General features: G+C 61.6%; 9 protein-coding genes. 3 read left to right on the top strand and 6 right to left on the bottom strand.

Annotated elements, in window-relative coordinates; all coding sequences use genetic code 11:
* Window positions 1-311: 311 nt before the first annotated feature.
* From HUV26_RS04770 to corA, 3 genes are all read left to right on the top strand, one after another.
* Window positions 312-1,787 (top strand): sensor domain-containing diguanylate cyclase, encoded by a 1,476-nt coding sequence (locus HUV26_RS04770; protein ID WP_174408974.1) that lies wholly within the window; start codon window positions 312-314, stop codon window positions 1,785-1,787.
* A 69-nt stretch (window positions 1,788-1,856) separates the two neighbouring features.
* The gene (locus HUV26_RS04765; RefSeq protein WP_174408973.1) at window positions 1,857-4,859 is read left to right on the top strand and encodes a PEP/pyruvate-binding domain-containing protein; all 3,003 of its coding nucleotides are present in this window, start codon (window positions 1,857-1,859) and stop codon (window positions 4,857-4,859) included.
* A 125-nt stretch (window positions 4,860-4,984) separates the two neighbouring features.
* Window positions 4,985-6,313: a magnesium/cobalt transporter CorA gene (corA, locus tag HUV26_RS04760; RefSeq protein WP_174408972.1), complete on the top strand. Its 1,329-nt coding sequence runs from the start codon at window positions 4,985-4,987 to the stop codon at window positions 6,311-6,313.
* 69 nt (window positions 6,314-6,382) lie between these two features.
* Here corA and HUV26_RS04755 read toward each other — a convergent pair whose 3' ends face one another.
* The 6 genes from HUV26_RS04755 to HUV26_RS04730 all read right to left on the bottom strand — a co-directional run bounded on the left by HUV26_RS04755 (window position 6,383) and on the right by HUV26_RS04730 (window position 15,056).
* Complete coding sequence (locus HUV26_RS04755; protein WP_205245116.1) at window positions 6,383-8,767, bottom strand: mechanosensitive ion channel domain-containing protein; 2,385 nt, start codon at window positions 8,765-8,767, stop codon at window positions 6,383-6,385.
* A 283-nt stretch (window positions 8,768-9,050) separates the two neighbouring features.
* Window positions 9,051-10,748: a sensor histidine kinase gene (locus HUV26_RS04750; protein ID WP_174408970.1), complete on the bottom strand. Its 1,698-nt coding sequence runs from the start codon at window positions 10,746-10,748 to the stop codon at window positions 9,051-9,053.
* Between the two features lie 11 nt (window positions 10,749-10,759).
* Entirely contained in the window at window positions 10,760-11,992 is a 1,233-nt protein-coding gene (locus tag HUV26_RS04745; RefSeq protein ID WP_174408969.1) for an HDOD domain-containing protein, read from the bottom strand.
* 245 nt (window positions 11,993-12,237) lie between these two features.
* Window positions 12,238-13,035 carry a sulfite exporter TauE/SafE family protein gene (locus HUV26_RS04740; RefSeq protein WP_174408968.1) on the bottom strand — a complete coding sequence of 266 codons (798 nt, stop codon included), beginning with the start codon at window positions 13,033-13,035 and terminating at the stop codon, window positions 12,238-12,240.
* Between the two features lie 8 nt (window positions 13,036-13,043).
* A complete protein-coding gene (locus HUV26_RS04735; RefSeq protein ID WP_174408967.1) occupies window positions 13,044-13,754 on the bottom strand; it encodes a FadR/GntR family transcriptional regulator in 711 nt (236 codons plus the stop codon).
* An 81-nt stretch (window positions 13,755-13,835) separates the two neighbouring features.
* Window positions 13,836-15,056 carry a tetratricopeptide repeat protein gene (locus tag HUV26_RS04730; RefSeq protein ID WP_174408966.1) on the bottom strand — a complete coding sequence of 407 codons (1,221 nt, stop codon included), beginning with the start codon at window positions 15,054-15,056 and terminating at the stop codon, window positions 13,836-13,838.
* Window positions 15,057-15,065: the final 9 nt, after the last annotated feature.

The raw sequence follows: 15,065 nt of genomic DNA, 5'->3' as shown, positions 1-15,065 counted from the left end.
ATGCAGGGTGGTTCTTCCACCTGTGATCACGTGCGACCACGTGTGATCACGTTTGACCACGTGTGACCATGTGTGACCGGATGCGGGAGGGCGGCTTTTTGCATAGAAGGGGGCCATGGTCTTTGTGCCGGAGCGGATGAAGAGACGGCTTGAACGTGAATAATTATGTGGCTCTGTGCGGGGTGACGGGTTTTGCCGGGCGGCGGCTGTGGGGGTAGGAGGTGCAGGCGGGCGTGGCAAATCACTTGGTTTTCCGGCGCTTCTGGAGTATTTCCCCAAAGGACCGTTATTCCTTTACGCAGGTGGTGCGCATGGTATTGAGATCTGACAAGGCCAAGCTGGTATCCGTTCTTTCCGGGATCATGCTGGCGGCGTTCGTGTTTATTGCGGTGGTAAACTATCAGGTTTCCAGACGGTTCATACGTGAGGAGATTGTAAATTCCTCACTGCCGCTGCTGCGCGACACCATCTTTTCTGAAATTCATTCCGACCTGATGCAGCCTATTCACGTGTCATCTGTGATGGCCAACGATACCTTTCTGAAGGACTGGGCATTGAGCGGTGAGCGTGACCCTGAGCTTGTACGCAAGTATCTGCTGCGCATCCATGAGGAATTCGGCTTTTTTTCCACCTTTTTTGTCTCGGCGGCAACGGGGCGGTATTATCATTTCAACGATGTGCTCAAGACCGTTGCACGCGAGGATGAGCACGACGGGTGGTATTATTCGTTTCTGGATTCGCCCATGATCATGCGGCTGGACGTGGACACCAACGAGGCGGCGGATAACGCGCTGACCGTGTTCATCAACTACCGCGTGCTCGATTATGACGGCAACACCATAGGCGTGACGGGCGTGGGCCTGCACATGGAGACGCTGGCGCGGTTTTTCGGAGGGTTCGCCCATCTGGGCGGGCGCACCGTGTTTCTGACGGACACCCGCGGGCAGGTGCAGGTGCATCCGAATACCGCGCTGGTCATGAAGAGCGGGCTGGCGGACGTGACCACGCCGGAGGCGGCGGCAGCGGTGCTGAAGGAGCGCAATGCCGCTGTGGATTTTGCCTATGAGGGGGATGACGGATATGTGTACCTTACCGCGCGCTACATACCGGAGATAGACTGGTATCTTGTGGTGCAGCAGCCGGAGCAGATTGCCCTGCTCTCCGCACGGGAGAACCTTGTGCGCACGGTGGGGGCGGGGGTGCTGGTGACGCTGGCGGTGCTTATGGTGAGTGTGCTCACGGTGAACCGCTACCAGCGCAGGCTGGAGGAACAGGCGCGCACGGACGTGCTGACCGGTCTGGACAACCGCAGGGGGCTGGAAATGAAGTTCGCCTTGCTGCATGCCATGATGGGGCGCGGCGGGCTGCCTTTTTCACTTGCCGTTATGGACCTGAACGGATTCAAGGATATTAACGATACTTACGGGCACGCGGCGGGCGACCATGTGTTGCAGGGATTTTCGCGCCTTGCCGAGGAGTGCTTCCGTGAGACGGACACCATAGCCCGGTGGGGCGGAGACGAGTTTATGTTGCTGATTATGGGCGGCGAGGCGGCCGCAGGGGCTGTGCTGGAGCGTTTCCGGGAGCGGCTGGCGGCAGAGCCTGTGGCGCGGGCGGACGGCAGGGATATTTTTGTTTCGGTGAGCTGCGGCCTTTCTGCCGTGCTGCCGGAAGACACGCTGGACAGTGCCTACCTGCGGGCCGACAAGGCCATGTATGCCGACAAGCGCGATGTGGCAGGCCCGTGCGCACCGTACGCCCCGCACTCTGGCGGGGGGGAGCGGTAAGGCCGGAAGCGGGCCGTTTGCTGTCGTGTTTTTCCGCCGCGTGTGCTACGCTGAGAGCGGAGGAAGCACATGACCGAGCAGCCCTATTGCCACAGGACCGGGGCGGAAGCGCGTTTTGCCCTGTATCAGGAACTCATGGCCCGCAAGGTGCGGACCATACTGCTGCTCTCCACACCCTACGACGCATGGGTGATGGAGGAGGACTGCAAGCTCTCTGAACGGCTTGTCAGTGAATACCGGGGGCTTAACCTCAGCCAGCCTCCACGCCTGACGTGGGTTTCTTCCTTCGATGAGGTGCCCCGCGTCCTTGAGGAGCAGTCGTTCGACATGCTCATCCTCATGTCCAACTTCGGGCCGGAAGACCTGCGTGCGCTGCGCGCAAGTGTGAAGGCTCCGCATCCCAACATGCCCGTGGTCATGCTCACGCATCAGGCAGCGGAAGACACCGAAACCCTGCGCAGCATGGGCGTGGACCGTTTTTTTGTCTGGACCGGCAATGCGGACCTGCTGCTTGCCATAGTCAAGCTGGCGGAAGACGGGCTGAACGTGGAACGGGACACGGAAACAGCCGGTGTGCGGGTTATTATTCTGGTGGAAGATTCGCCGGTCTTTATATCTTCGCTGCTTCCCATACTCTACCGCGAACTGGTGCTGCAGGCCCAGCAGGTTATTCACGAGGGGCTGAATCAGGAACACCGGCTGCTGGCCATGCGCGCCCGCCCCAAGATTCTGGTGGCGGAGAACTTTGAACAGGCCATGGAATACTTTGAGCGGTACCAGCATTATGTGCTGGGGGTTATATCCGATGTGCGTTTTCCCCGGGGGGGCGTGCAGACGGAGGAAGCGGGAGTGGCGCTTTTGCGCGGCATACGCGGGCGGCGCGGAGATATTCCGCTGTTGCTGACCAGTTCCGAATCGGCCAACGGTGCAAAGGCGCGTGATATTCCGGCCTTTTTTGTGGACAAGAATTCCCCCATGCTGCTTGCCGAGGTGCGGCGGTTTGTGGCGGAACAGCTCGGATTCGGGGATTTTGTGTTCCGTGATGCGCAGGGCGGGGAGATTGGGCGGGCTTCCAGCATGCACGGGGTGGAGAAGATGCTGCGCACCATTCCCGATGATGTGTTCCTTGCCCATTGCGACCGCAATGACTTTTCCCGCTGGTTCTTTGCTCGCAACGAGTTTGAACTTGCCTGCGTGATGCGGCCTCTCTCGCACAACGACTTTGCATCGCCCCTTATGCTGCGTGATTATCTGCTCACGCTCATACGTGACCGCATACGCGCCCGGCAGCGGGGGGTGGTGGTCACCTTCCATGCCGGAGACTTTGACCCTGAGACGGATTTTCTCAAGATGGGCAAGGGGTCGCTGGGCGGCAAGGGGCGCGGTCTGGCGTATCTGTTCCGCCTGATGGCGCGGCACGAATGGCTGCATGCCAAGTACCCCGGCATTCTCATTGCGCCGCCGCGCACGGTGGCAGTGGGAACGGACGCCTACGACGCCTTTATGCGTATTAACAACCTGAAGTACCTTGCCAAGGCCGACGGGTCCGGCACAGAGGTGACAGACGAGGAGGTGGCGCGGCAGTTTCTGGCGGGCAAGATGCCCGGCTGGCTGGAGCACCACCTGCGGGCCTATCTGCGCGAGGTGCGCGGCCCGCTTACGGTGCGCTCATCCAGTCTGCTGGAAGACGCGCAGTTTCAGGCCTATGCCGGTCTGTACGCCACCCGGATGCTGCCCAACAACCACCCGGACCCGCAGGAACGGCTGCGTCAGTTGCTGGATGCCGTGCGGCTGGTGTATGCCTCCACCTGCTGTCAGGCTCCCAAGGCGTTTTCGCGCCGGGTGAAGCTGCGCCCGGATGAGGAGAAGATGGGGCTGGTGATACAGGAAGTGGTGGGCAGGCAGTACGGGCAGCATTATTATCCCGCCCTGTCCGGGGTGGCGCAGTCGCACAACTATTACCCCTTCGGGCGCATGGGCACGGTGGATGGTGTTGCCACCGTGGCCATGGGGCTGGGCAAGCTGGTCATGGACGGGGGCACGGCACTGCGCTTTTCGCCGCGGCATCCCCAGTTGCTGCCGCAGTTCGCCTCTGCGGCGGATATGATGCATAATGCCCAGTCGCGGTTTTACAGCCTGTACATGGGACAGGAAGGCGAAGACCCGCCGCAGGCGTGCGCTGACCGGCTGGTGCTGCGCGATGTGTGCGATGCCGAGCCTGCGGGGCCTCTTTCTTTTCTGGCAAGCACCTACGATCCGCGGGAAGGCGTGTTGCGCGACACCACCGATATGCCCGGGGCGCGGGTGCTGCTTTTTTCGCAGCTTCTGCGGCATGGGCAGTTTCCGCTTTCCGGGCTGATTACCGATGTGCTGGGGGTGGCGGAAGAGGCCATGGGCGGTGCCGTGGAGCTGGAATTTTGCGTGGATATGCCTGAACCCGGTGCGAAGGAGACGGATGCGCGGTATCCCGCAGGGCGGTTTGCCCTGCTGCAGATGCGGCCCATGAGCGCACGGGCGGAGGTGCGGCGTGTGGTCATTACCGATGAGGAACGCCGGGTGGCGGTATGCCGTTCTGCCAATGCGCTGGGCAACAGCGAACGGCGGGACATTCGGGATATAGTGTTTGTGCGGCGGGAGAGCTTTGACGTTTCCCGCACGCAGGAGATGGCGCGCGAGATTGCCGCCATGAATCGTGCGCTGGTGGCTGAGGGCAGGCCGTACCTGCTCATCGGTTTCGGCCGGTGGGGGTCTGCGGACCGCTGGCTGGGCATTCCCGTGGGCTGGCAGGATATCAGCGGGGTTGCCGCCATGGTGGAAACCGCTGCGGAGAATCTGCGGGTGGAACCTTCGCAGGGGTCGCACTTTTTTCATAATCTTACCACGCTGGGTATTCATTATATCATGGTGGGGCAGCAGGGGGACGACCTGCTGGACTGGGCGTGGCTTGAGTCGCTGCCTGTCCGCGAGGAGGGCGTGTTCACGCGGTGGGTGCGCCTTGAAGAACCTGTGGTGCTCAAGGTGGACGGGCGCAGCTCGCAGTGTGTTATTCTGCCCGGAACGGACGACAGATAGTCAATACAGATACGGGCCAGAGAACGGGCCAGAGAACGGGCCGGATACGGCCTAGATACGGAACAGATACGGCCAGATACGGAACAGATAACGGGGCGCACAAAAGGGCGGATAACGGAGACAGCATGTTCGAATCCATACGGCACCACAGCGGAAAGCAGGGAAGGGAAGCGGGCGATGCCGTGTATGCGGGCGAGGGAAAGTCCTTCAGCCCCGTGCTGCTGCATGTGGCCTATACCGGCACCGAACTGGAAGAGACGGTGCAGACGTTTCCGTTTGTTCTGCCCCCCCTGCGTACAACGTGCGGCGGGGCGCGGGAAGATGCGGACAGCCGCATGACTGCGGCAGAGGCAGTGCCGCAAGGGGGTTCCGCCGGGGAACACGGACGGAACACGGCTGCTGTTGCCGCCGGCGGAGTGCCTGCCGGTGCAGTGCCCTATTGCGAGGGGACTGGCGACAAAGGGGCTGGCGAGAAAGGGACTGGCGAGAAAGGGACTGATAACGAGGGGATTGGCAACGCTCCTTCGGGAACAGGTATAGCGGATACCTGCGAAGACGCAGGAGGGCCGAGCCATCTGCTCATTCTGAGCGGGCTGCACGAGGCGGAACAGGTGCAGGCGGTGGCGGACTGGTTCGGCCTGCATCCGCTTTCTGTGGAAGATATTCTGAACACGGGACACAGGCCCAGTCTGGAAGAGTATGATGACCATGTGATCATGACCTTTCGCCAGATTGAGTACGAGCCGGGGACGCTGCGGCTTAAAGAGCGGCACGCGGCGGTGGCGTGCCGGGAGAACGTGGTGGTGGGGTTTCTGGAGGAACCGGGACCGGTGTGGGAGGGCGTGCTGGGCAGACTGCGCAAGGGGAGGGGACGTGTGCGGCGGCTGGGGTCCATGTATCTGGTCATTGCCATGCTGGACGCGCTGGTGGACGGATATTACGCCACCCTGAGCGCCATTGGCGCGGATATGCAGGAACTGGAGGAGCGGTTGGGCGAAGGGGATATGGACGAGCAGGCGCTGAAGGATATTTATACCCTGAAGCGTACGGTGGTGGGACTGCGCAACGCGCTTATGCCCGCGCGGCAGGCGCTGGGGGCGCTGCATATGAACGAGGCAGTGGAGATTGACGATGGGACGGCCCCGTTTCTTGCAGACGTGAAGGGGCATGCCGAGCAGGTGGTGGAATCGGTGCAGGCGTTGCTCGACCTGCTCTCCGGCATGCTGGACGTGCAGATATCGCTTGCGGGCATGCGCATGAACAAGGTGATGAAGCTGCTCACCATTATAGCCACCATCTTTATACCGCTTACCTTCATAGCCGGTGTGTACGGCATGAACTTTCAGCGCGTGCCTGAACTGGAGTGGGAGTATGGCTATTATCTGGCTCTGGCCTTCATGGGCGGGCTGGGCGGTATAATGGTTTATCTTTTCAAGAAGAACCGCTGGCTGTAGCCGGACCCCAAGATACGCCGGGCATACCCGGCGCAGGTAAAGGTATTGCGCCGCCCCGCAAGCAGTCTGCTATGCCTTGGTTTCCGGTGCCGCCATGACGGGGGCGGCCTGCACCTGCTGCAATCCCGGTGCGCTGCGGATGTGCAGGTCCATCTGCGGGAAGGCTATCTCGATATTGGCTTCCCGGAAGGCCTTGTCCACGGCAAAACGCAGGTCGGAAAGGGCACGCAGCGAATTGTCTATGTCATTTATCCAGACCCGCAGGATGAAATCCAGACTGCTCGCCCCGAAGTCGTTGAATATGACGGCAGGGGCGGGGTGGGGAAGCACGAAAGGATTTTCGGACGCTACGCGGAGCAGCGTTTGCCGCACCAGTTCCGTATCCGAGCCGTAGGCGACGCCCACGAGCATGTCGCGGCGGATGGTGGCGTTGTTCTTGGTCCAGTTGGTGACCTGTGAGGTGACAAGCTGCGAGTTGGGAATGATGAGGGAGGCGTTGTCGAAGGTTTCTACCACGGTGGCGCGGATGCTGATGGTGCGCACCACGCACCACAGGTTGTCCACCTGAATGATATCGCCCTGCTGGATGGAACGCCCGAACAGCAGGATGAGACCGCTGAAGAAGTTGTTGAAGATGGTCTGCATGCCGAAGCCTATGCCCACGCTCAGACCACCTGCGACCACGGTGAGGCTGGTGAGGCTGACGCCGAGGATGTTCAGGCCCACCAGTCCGTACAGACCCCATATGCCGTAGGTGGCCATGGTCTTGAGGGATAGCGCAGTGCCGCGCTGCTCGCGCGGCCAGCGCAGGGCCATGCGGTCCAGCGCACCCCGTGCCAGCAGGACACAGGCGCGGGCCACGTAAAAGAGCATGGCCAGCACCAGCACACTGGCGAACCTGAGCGAAAAGCCCTGCCAGCTTATGGCGAGGTCGCCCACGCTGCGCAGTATTCCTTCCCCGAGAAATTGATAGAGCCAGTAGAAGCCCAGCGCCGTGCTGCCTGTCCAGATGAGGGGAGAGGCGGTGCCCATGACAAGGCCCTTGACCATGACGAAGCCGCCTTCATCCGGCAGGCTCTGCATGCTTCTGCCCAGCACGGCCAGCAGGCCCGCGCTGACGCCGTAGGCCACATAGGCGGTGAACCAGAACATGCACAGGAAGGCGGAAAAACGGCCGTAGCCCGCCACTGCCAGCAGCATGAATATGATGCCCATCCAGAACCAGACGTTCAGTGCAAGGGGGCCGGGGTTGGCCCGACGGTGCCCGCGTATCATATAGGCCATGAACAGGACGAGGGTGGATGTCCAGAGTGGCACAACCAGCTTGCCCGGCATTTCGCTGACCAGAATGGCGCCGCCGATCAGGAACAGCCACGCCACAGGGGCTTTGGATATGTTTATGAAGTCCGGCAGCACCAGCTTGCGCACGGCATTGGACCCCATGAGCACACCCAGCCCGAACAGGAACCAGCAGAAAACGCTGAAGGCGGGGGCCGCACCGCCGAAGATGCGCATGTCTGTGAACACCATTGCAAATCCCAGCGAGCCGATGAACCCGGCCCTGTGCAGGCGGGCCGCCAGTTCCGGCGCGGGCTGCTGGGCGCGCAGTCCGGCCCTGAGCATCGGGATGCCGCCCGCGGCGGCAAGGGCCAGGACGAACAGGGAAAGCAGGACGGCGGAGATGGCCCGTTCTTTGATGATGAGCAGTTCCTGCATGAGCGAGGCTGTGCGGATGGAGAGCCACAGGGGCAGGGAGCCCGGCTGCTTCCACAGTTCCACGGAGAGAAGCGGCTCCTTGTTGCGGAAGAAGTAATCCTGCCAGCTTGCCGCAAGCCCTGCTTCGCGTTCAATGCGTTTGGCAGTGATCTTTTCCAGCAGGGCGGTGGCCTGTTTGAGCTGGCTGTCGGCTTTTTCCTGCTGGGAGTCCAGACGGGAGCGCAGGGCGGCGGTCTGGCGTGCGTAGGCCTCCACAAGGGTTTGCATGTCCGGGGGAAGGGAGCCGGCGGGGGCGATGTCGCGGGTGGTGGCGGAACTGAGCCTGTCGCGGCGCACGGCGGCCTGTTCCGAAATGCCGCGCAGGGATTCGGCTGTCCGGCGCAGGCGGGTTTCCATGGACTCCAGTTGGCGGCTCATGGCCCGTCCCTCTATGGGATAGGCGAGGGAAAGGCGTTGCGTCAGCAGTGTTTCGCCGAACTGCTGCTTGATGGCGGTGTATTCGGTGCGGGCTTCTTCCAGCCGCTGGTCGGCGGCATCGGCTATGCTCCGCTCCGTACTGTTCAGCATGTCCAGTTCACGCTGCTTCATTTCGAGGAAGGTGCCCAACTGGGCAGAGGTGCTGGCTGTGCCCTGCACGGGGGCGAGCACTGTCAGCAAGAGGGCGATGAAGCAGGGCAGAAACAGTGCCCGCAGGCAGGAGCTGCCGGAAATGGTGGCACGGGAAAGGGGCATGGTCATCTGAATCCTCTGGAAGTCTGTGTGGCCGGGGTGTGACGAAGTCCGTGACCGGCTTGTTTGGCCGGAAGGACACTATAGCGCGGTTTGGCGCAGGAGAGAAGAGGGCGGCAACCGGGGGGAAGCGGGAAACTGCTCTGCCGCCGGGCAATGGGCAGGCTGTTGTGCGGTTTTGATGAAGGAAGGAGGTGCGCGCTTTCCTTCCTTCCTTCCTTCCTTCCTTCCTTCCTTCCTTCCGCTGTCCGGAATCTGAACAGCATGCGCGACGGGGTGCTGCCGTCTTCAGCTACGGGACGGTGATTTCTGCACCGTCTTTCGACACTGGCTGTGATCGGGGAAGGGCTGCCTGTCCGCCGGGAAGGGTGATGGTGACGGTGGTGCCCTGCGTCTCCGAAGAGGTGAAGGTGATGTCGCCCCCCATGGTGCGCGCGATGAGGTGGGCGGAGTAGGTGCCAAGCCCTGTGCCGCCTTTTTTTCCTGCGGTGACGAATTTTCCGAAAAAGTTGTTGCGTACCTCTTTCGGCACGGTGCCCGCGTTGTGCACGGAAATGAGAACGGTTTCCTTGCTTCCCGCGCCCTGCCTGTGCGCATCGATGTGGATGGTGCCATCCTTGGGCGAGGCTTCCGCCGCATTGGCGATGAGGTTGCCCAGCAGGGAGTGCAGCAGCGTTTCTTCACCCTGCAGAATCAGGTTGGTGTTTTCTCCGGCAGGAAGGCCCTGTACGGTTATGTCTGCCCGCAGTTTTCTTGCTTCCAGCGTGCCCCGCAGGTCGCGCAGGACTGTGCGGATGACGGGAAGGATGTCTGTAGGCTGCGGCTGGTAGTCATAGGTGCCCCGTTCCATGCAGTAGAGATGGAGAGACATGTTTACCAGTTTGAGCATTTTGTAGCCGGAATCCTTGATGAACTGGAGCATTTCCCGCTGTTGCTCGTTGACGGGGCCAAGGCCCATGACCACGTCCGGCAGGTTGATGATGCCGTTGAGCGGGGTTTTGAGGTCGTGGCGGGTGATGTTTTCCACGTCTTCCCTGAGCTGTTGCAGGGCTTTTTGTTCTGAGATGTCAATGAAGCTTTTGAGGTAGTATTTGCTGCCGTGCAGGTAGATATCCTTTACGCTCTCCAGAATGGGAACCACGGTGCCGTCATGGGCGGTGAGGCTGCGTTCGCCGTTTACGGACTGTGTGAAGGTACTGTTAAACGGGCAATACTCATCCTGTTCAAAGCAGATGGTGCCCATGCACGGCCTGCCAACCACATCGCCCCTTTCTGCCCGCAGGATGGCAAGGGCGGCGGGGTTGGCATCTTCTACCAGTCCGGTGCGGGCGTTTATGAGCAGCACGCCCGCCTGCAATGAGTTAAGCACGATTCTGAGCTGGTCGTTGGCCTCGGTCAGTGCCTGCGTGCGCATCTGCACTTTTTTTTCCAGACGGCGGTTATCCTCGTGGAACAGGCGGTTCACCTCCTGACTTTCCAGCGCGTGCGCGGCGGAAAGCATGACCACGGAGAAGAGTTTGCGGGTGGTATCCAGAATGTCGTCTCTGTCCTGCCGCAGTTCGCCCACCAGCATGCCCCGGATACGCTTGGATGTGCTGATGGCGTGCAGCAGGATGTGGCCTTTTTCCGGAGACAGGAAGAAACACGGGCCGTTGGTCTGCAGGGCGTAGGCAAAGGAACGGTCACGTATAAGCTCGGTGACGGTGGATTCCACGGCTTGTTCCCTTTCCGGGTTGTCACACAGCGCGAGGCGGAAATCGCCTGTTTCATCGTCCGCCAGATAGATGGCCGTGGTGACAAGGTCTATCATGCGGCGGGAGCGCAGGCATATTTCGCGCAGGATGGGCATGACCTCCGTTTGCCGGGACAGGGAGGCGGAAAAACTGCCCAGCGAGGCGGCAAGGTCCAGTGCCTCCAGCGCGGCTGCGCGTTCCCTGCGCAGCAGTTCCAGTTGAGTTTCCTGAAAGGCGATGATCTGTTCCGGTCGCATGCGTTCTCCGGCTACTTCATGAAAATGGTGAGGATGTCGTCAATCTGCCGCCGGGCTGCCAGCATGGAGGCGTTGAGGATGCTGTCCGGCACTTCCAGCGCGCGCCACATTTCCGGGGGGAGGGTGCGCACGTGCATGGTGCCGCTGAAGCCGTGGCCCATGGCAATGGCCATGGTATCGCCCAGACCGCAGATGGCGGCTTCGCGGAAGGTGGGGCGGTGGGTGGCGTGATGCTCCGCAACGCCTTCCAGCAGTTCTCCCGGCAGGTTCCAGCGGGTGAAGAGGGCCTCTGTCACATCTGTATGGTCGAAGCCGAACACGGCTTTCTCCGCTTGGTACAGGGGCATGTTCTCCGTGCGGGACAGGTTGATGGCCCACGCTATCTCGCGCGGGGCGAGTTTGAGCATGACCAGCCTGCCCACATCGTGCAGCAGGCCGATGACGAAGCAGCGTTCCTGCTGCATGCCGGGAATGTGTGAGGCGATGATGCGGCACAGCACGCCGCAGGCTATGGAATGCTGCCAGAAGCCGCGCACGGTGATGAGGCCGTCCGGCACGCCGATGAACAGGTCCATGACTGCCACGCCCAGAGCGAGTTGGCTTAGTTCGCGCGCGCCCACCAGCACCACGCCCCGGCTCAGCGAATCTATGCGCTGCCCGAAGCCGTAAAACGGGCTGTTTACCAACTGCAGGAGTTTGGCGCTCATGCTGGGGTCTTTGGAGATGACCTCGGCAAGGCGGCTTGCTGTGGAATTGGGGTCGTTCAGCGCATCGCTGATGCGGAAGTAGATGTCGGGAAAGGAGGCGAGGCCCTTGTCGCTGCTGACGAAGGATTCCAGATCCATGGGGGGGAAGGTGTCCGGCATGGGCAGGGGGTTCCAGCCGAAGGTTTCTTCTGAGATGCGCCCGCCTGCGGCAATGAGTTCCGCATAGTGCCTGCGGCACTGGGTATAGAGTTCGTGCATGGGCGGCACGCTGAGGTCGGCGTGGCGGAACAGGATATCCACGTAGCGGGTGGCGGCTTCCACGTGGTCGTGCTGCATCTCCTGAAGGGCTGCCTGCTGCGAATCCTCGCGGGAGAGGTTTTCTATATCGGCGTCTATGGCCCCCCATATATGCAGGACACGGATATGCCTTTCCTCAAGGGTTGTTCCCTTGGGCAGCAGCAGGCGGCCGTTGGCGCCTGTGGCATCCTGCGCCAGCACCATGCCGGGACGCAGGTCGGGTGCGTTTATTCTTGCCATGGGCCGTTCCGGTATCCGGTAGTTCGGTACATCAGTATGATTTGTTTGATTATGGCGGGCTGCAGCAGCCCAGTGTTTGTGTATCCTCTGATCATTCCCTCTGCTTAAAAAAAAGAATAAACGATACGGGAGAGCGGGGTGATGATTTTTTGCGGGGATGATTCGGAAAAATGCGCGCGGATGCGAACGGGGGGGTTCGCATCCGCGCGGGAAAGGGAACAGGGGAAAGTGAGCAGGGGAAAGGGCTAAAGGATGCTCACCAGCATGCGTGTGCCCACAAGGAAGAGCAGAACGGAGAAGACGCGCTTGAGCTTATCAACAGGCAGCCTGTGGGCAAGGCGCACGCCGAGGGGGGCGGTGAGCATGCTCACCGCCACGATGCCGATAAGGGCGGGGAGGTAGACGTATCCCAGCGAGTATTCGGGCAGCCCTGTGGCATGCAGGCCGTTTACGATGTAGCCGGCGCAGCCTGCGAGCGCTATGGGAAATCCGATGGCGGCGGAGGTGCCTATGGCCCTGTGCACAGGCACGTTGCCCCAGAGCATGAAGGGAACGGAGAGTGTGCCCCCGCCGATGCCCACAAGGCTGGATACGCCGCCGATGACGCCACCCGCCGCGAACATGCCCGGTTTACCCGGCATGGTGCGGGCGGGCTTGGGTTTTTTGCCCGTGAACATCTGGAAGGAGACGTAATACAGAAAGACCACGAAGAAGCCCTTGAGGAAGGAGGCGGAAAGGTGCGCGGCAAGGATGGAGCCACCGTAGGTGCCTATGAGGATGCCCAGTGTGACGTTGCGCACGATGGTCCAGTCCACGGCACCGCGCCTGTGGTGCGCCATGAAGCTGGATATGGAGGTGAAGATGATGCTTGCCATGGAGGTGCCGAGGGCTATGTGCATGATGGTTTCCGGCTGCATGCCCTGCTGGGCGAGGCAGAAGACCAGCATGGGAACGATGACGAGCCCCCCGCCCACGCCCAGCAGACCGGCGAGAACGCCCGCCACGCCGCCCACAAGGCTGTATAATGCGATGATGCTGAACATGTGTGCTGCTACTCCGGGCCGAACAGGTCGGCTTCTATGGTTTGAAGGTGCTCGTCCATGGCGTGCCGCGCTGCCTGTGCGTCTCTGGCTTCCAGCGCGTCTATGATGCGCAGGTGAAAGGCGGTGGAACAGCTTTTGCGCCGGGAAGTGCGCAGGTAGTCTGACCGGCTTTCCGAAAGTGTGTCGTGCAGGGCGGTGATCATGGACATGAGGGGCTTGTTGCCTGTGATGCGGGCGAGGGTGAGGTGGAATTCCGCGTCCAGATGCGCATCGTCCTCGTTCTGCGCGGCAAGGCGCTGCTGGTCGAAAACCAGAACTTTCAGGGCGTTTACATCGTCGAGGGTGGCGCGGGCAGCGGCGAGGGCGGCAATGCCCGGTTCCACCACGCGGCGCAGTTCCATTATGTCGCGCAGTCTGCCGCGCTGGGCCCCGAAGGCTTCTGCAAAGTCTGCCGCAAGCTGTGCTGCATCGCTGGCGCAGACGTAGGTGCCGTTGCCCTGTCTACTTTCCAGTACGCCTTTTTCCGCAAGGGCGCGCACGGCCTCGCGCACGCAGTTGCGCGAAACGCGGAAGGTTTTCGCCAGCGTGCGTTCCGGCGGAATCTTGTCACCCGGCTGCAACTGCCCGGAAGCCACGAGTGCCTGCAGGCGCTCCGCCACTTCCTGATAACGCAGTTTGGCCAGCGTTTTTTCCTGTATCTCGCCTATTGGTAGTACCATTTTCGTTTTCTCTCGATTGGTACTACCAATAGTGCGGAGCAGGTCCGGTGTCAAGGTCGTGCGGCTGGGGGAGAGGAAATGTTACTGAGGCCGGGTGGTAACGGTTTCCAGCAGAGCCATGAGCCGCAGGGCGCGTTTGCGGATGGTTGCATCGGACTGTGCGGCCACTTCCAGCGCGCTTTTGGCGGCCTGCCAGTCCCCTTCCTGCCACGCGATGATGCACAGCGCCCACTGGGCCTTGCCCTGCCAGCGGCCCTTTTCTGTGGCGAGGCCGGAGAACACCTGCCGTGCCTCGTCCATGCGGCGCATGCGGAGCAGTATCTGGCCTTTGCGGAAGCGGCGCTCCGCAGTGGGTTCCATGGCCAGAGCCTGCTGCGCCTTGTCCAGTGCGCCCGTAAGGTCACCGGTGCGGGCAAGGCCGAAGGCAAGGTGGTCCAGCAACTGGGCGGTGGCGGGTGCCTGCCCCAGCGCTTCCTTTCCCATGATGGGGGCCCCTACGGAGCTGTACAGGGAGGCGAGCTGGCGTTGTTCTTCCTCGGACGCGGGAGTTAGCTTGTGGGCCACGCCGAATGCGGCTGCCGCCTGTTCGCGGTTGCCTTCCTGCATGTGCGCGTGGCCGAGTATGCGCCACAGGTTGGTATGCTCCGGATAACGCTGCAGGCCTGTGCGGACCACCTCTGCCGCCTGCCGGGGCTTTTTCATGCGCAGGGCGCACTGGCCCAGCAGGACGAACCAGTCGTCGCGGGCTTCCGGCAGGTCTTTGAGGGGGGAGAGTGCCTCGTAGGCTTCTCCGGGTTTGCCTGCGTCCGCGAGAAGGACGGCGGCGGAAAAGACAAGCGAATGGTTTGTGCGGCCTTCCTGCTCATAAGCCTTGAGGTAGGTTTCCGCTGCCTTGAGAGGCTGCCCGGACTGGGCATAAGCTGTACCCAGATTCAGCAGGAGGCCTGAGTTTCCGGGGTAGGCCGCAGTGCCTTCTTCCAGAATGCGCACGGCCTTGGCTATGGCAGGCTCGCCGCCTATCTGCAGCAGCACGTAGCTGTAAAGTTCGTAGCCGAAGAGGTGCCTGCGTCTGGTGTCGCCCGTAAAGTAGCGGTTCAGTATCTCGTCCGCCTTGGCAAAGTTCTTGCGTTCCGCGTGGCGTTTTGCCTCGTTGAAGAGGGTGTATTCCTGCTGCGTTACCTGCCGTTGTTCGTCCTGCGGTGCCCCGAGCGCGGGGCGAACCGTTGCCAGGCCGAGCAGCAGGGCGGCGCACAGCAGCAGGGTGCGGAAGGCCCCGTATGGGGCTATGTGGATGGTAAGCATGACAGGCCT

Source organism: Desulfovibrio psychrotolerans, assembly GCF_013340305.1.
GTDB lineage: Bacteria > Desulfobacterota > Desulfovibrionia > Desulfovibrionales > Desulfovibrionaceae > Halodesulfovibrio > Halodesulfovibrio psychrotolerans.
The sequence above is the reverse complement of the archived record's forward strand: the minus strand, read 5'-3'. Positions and strand labels throughout refer to the sequence as shown.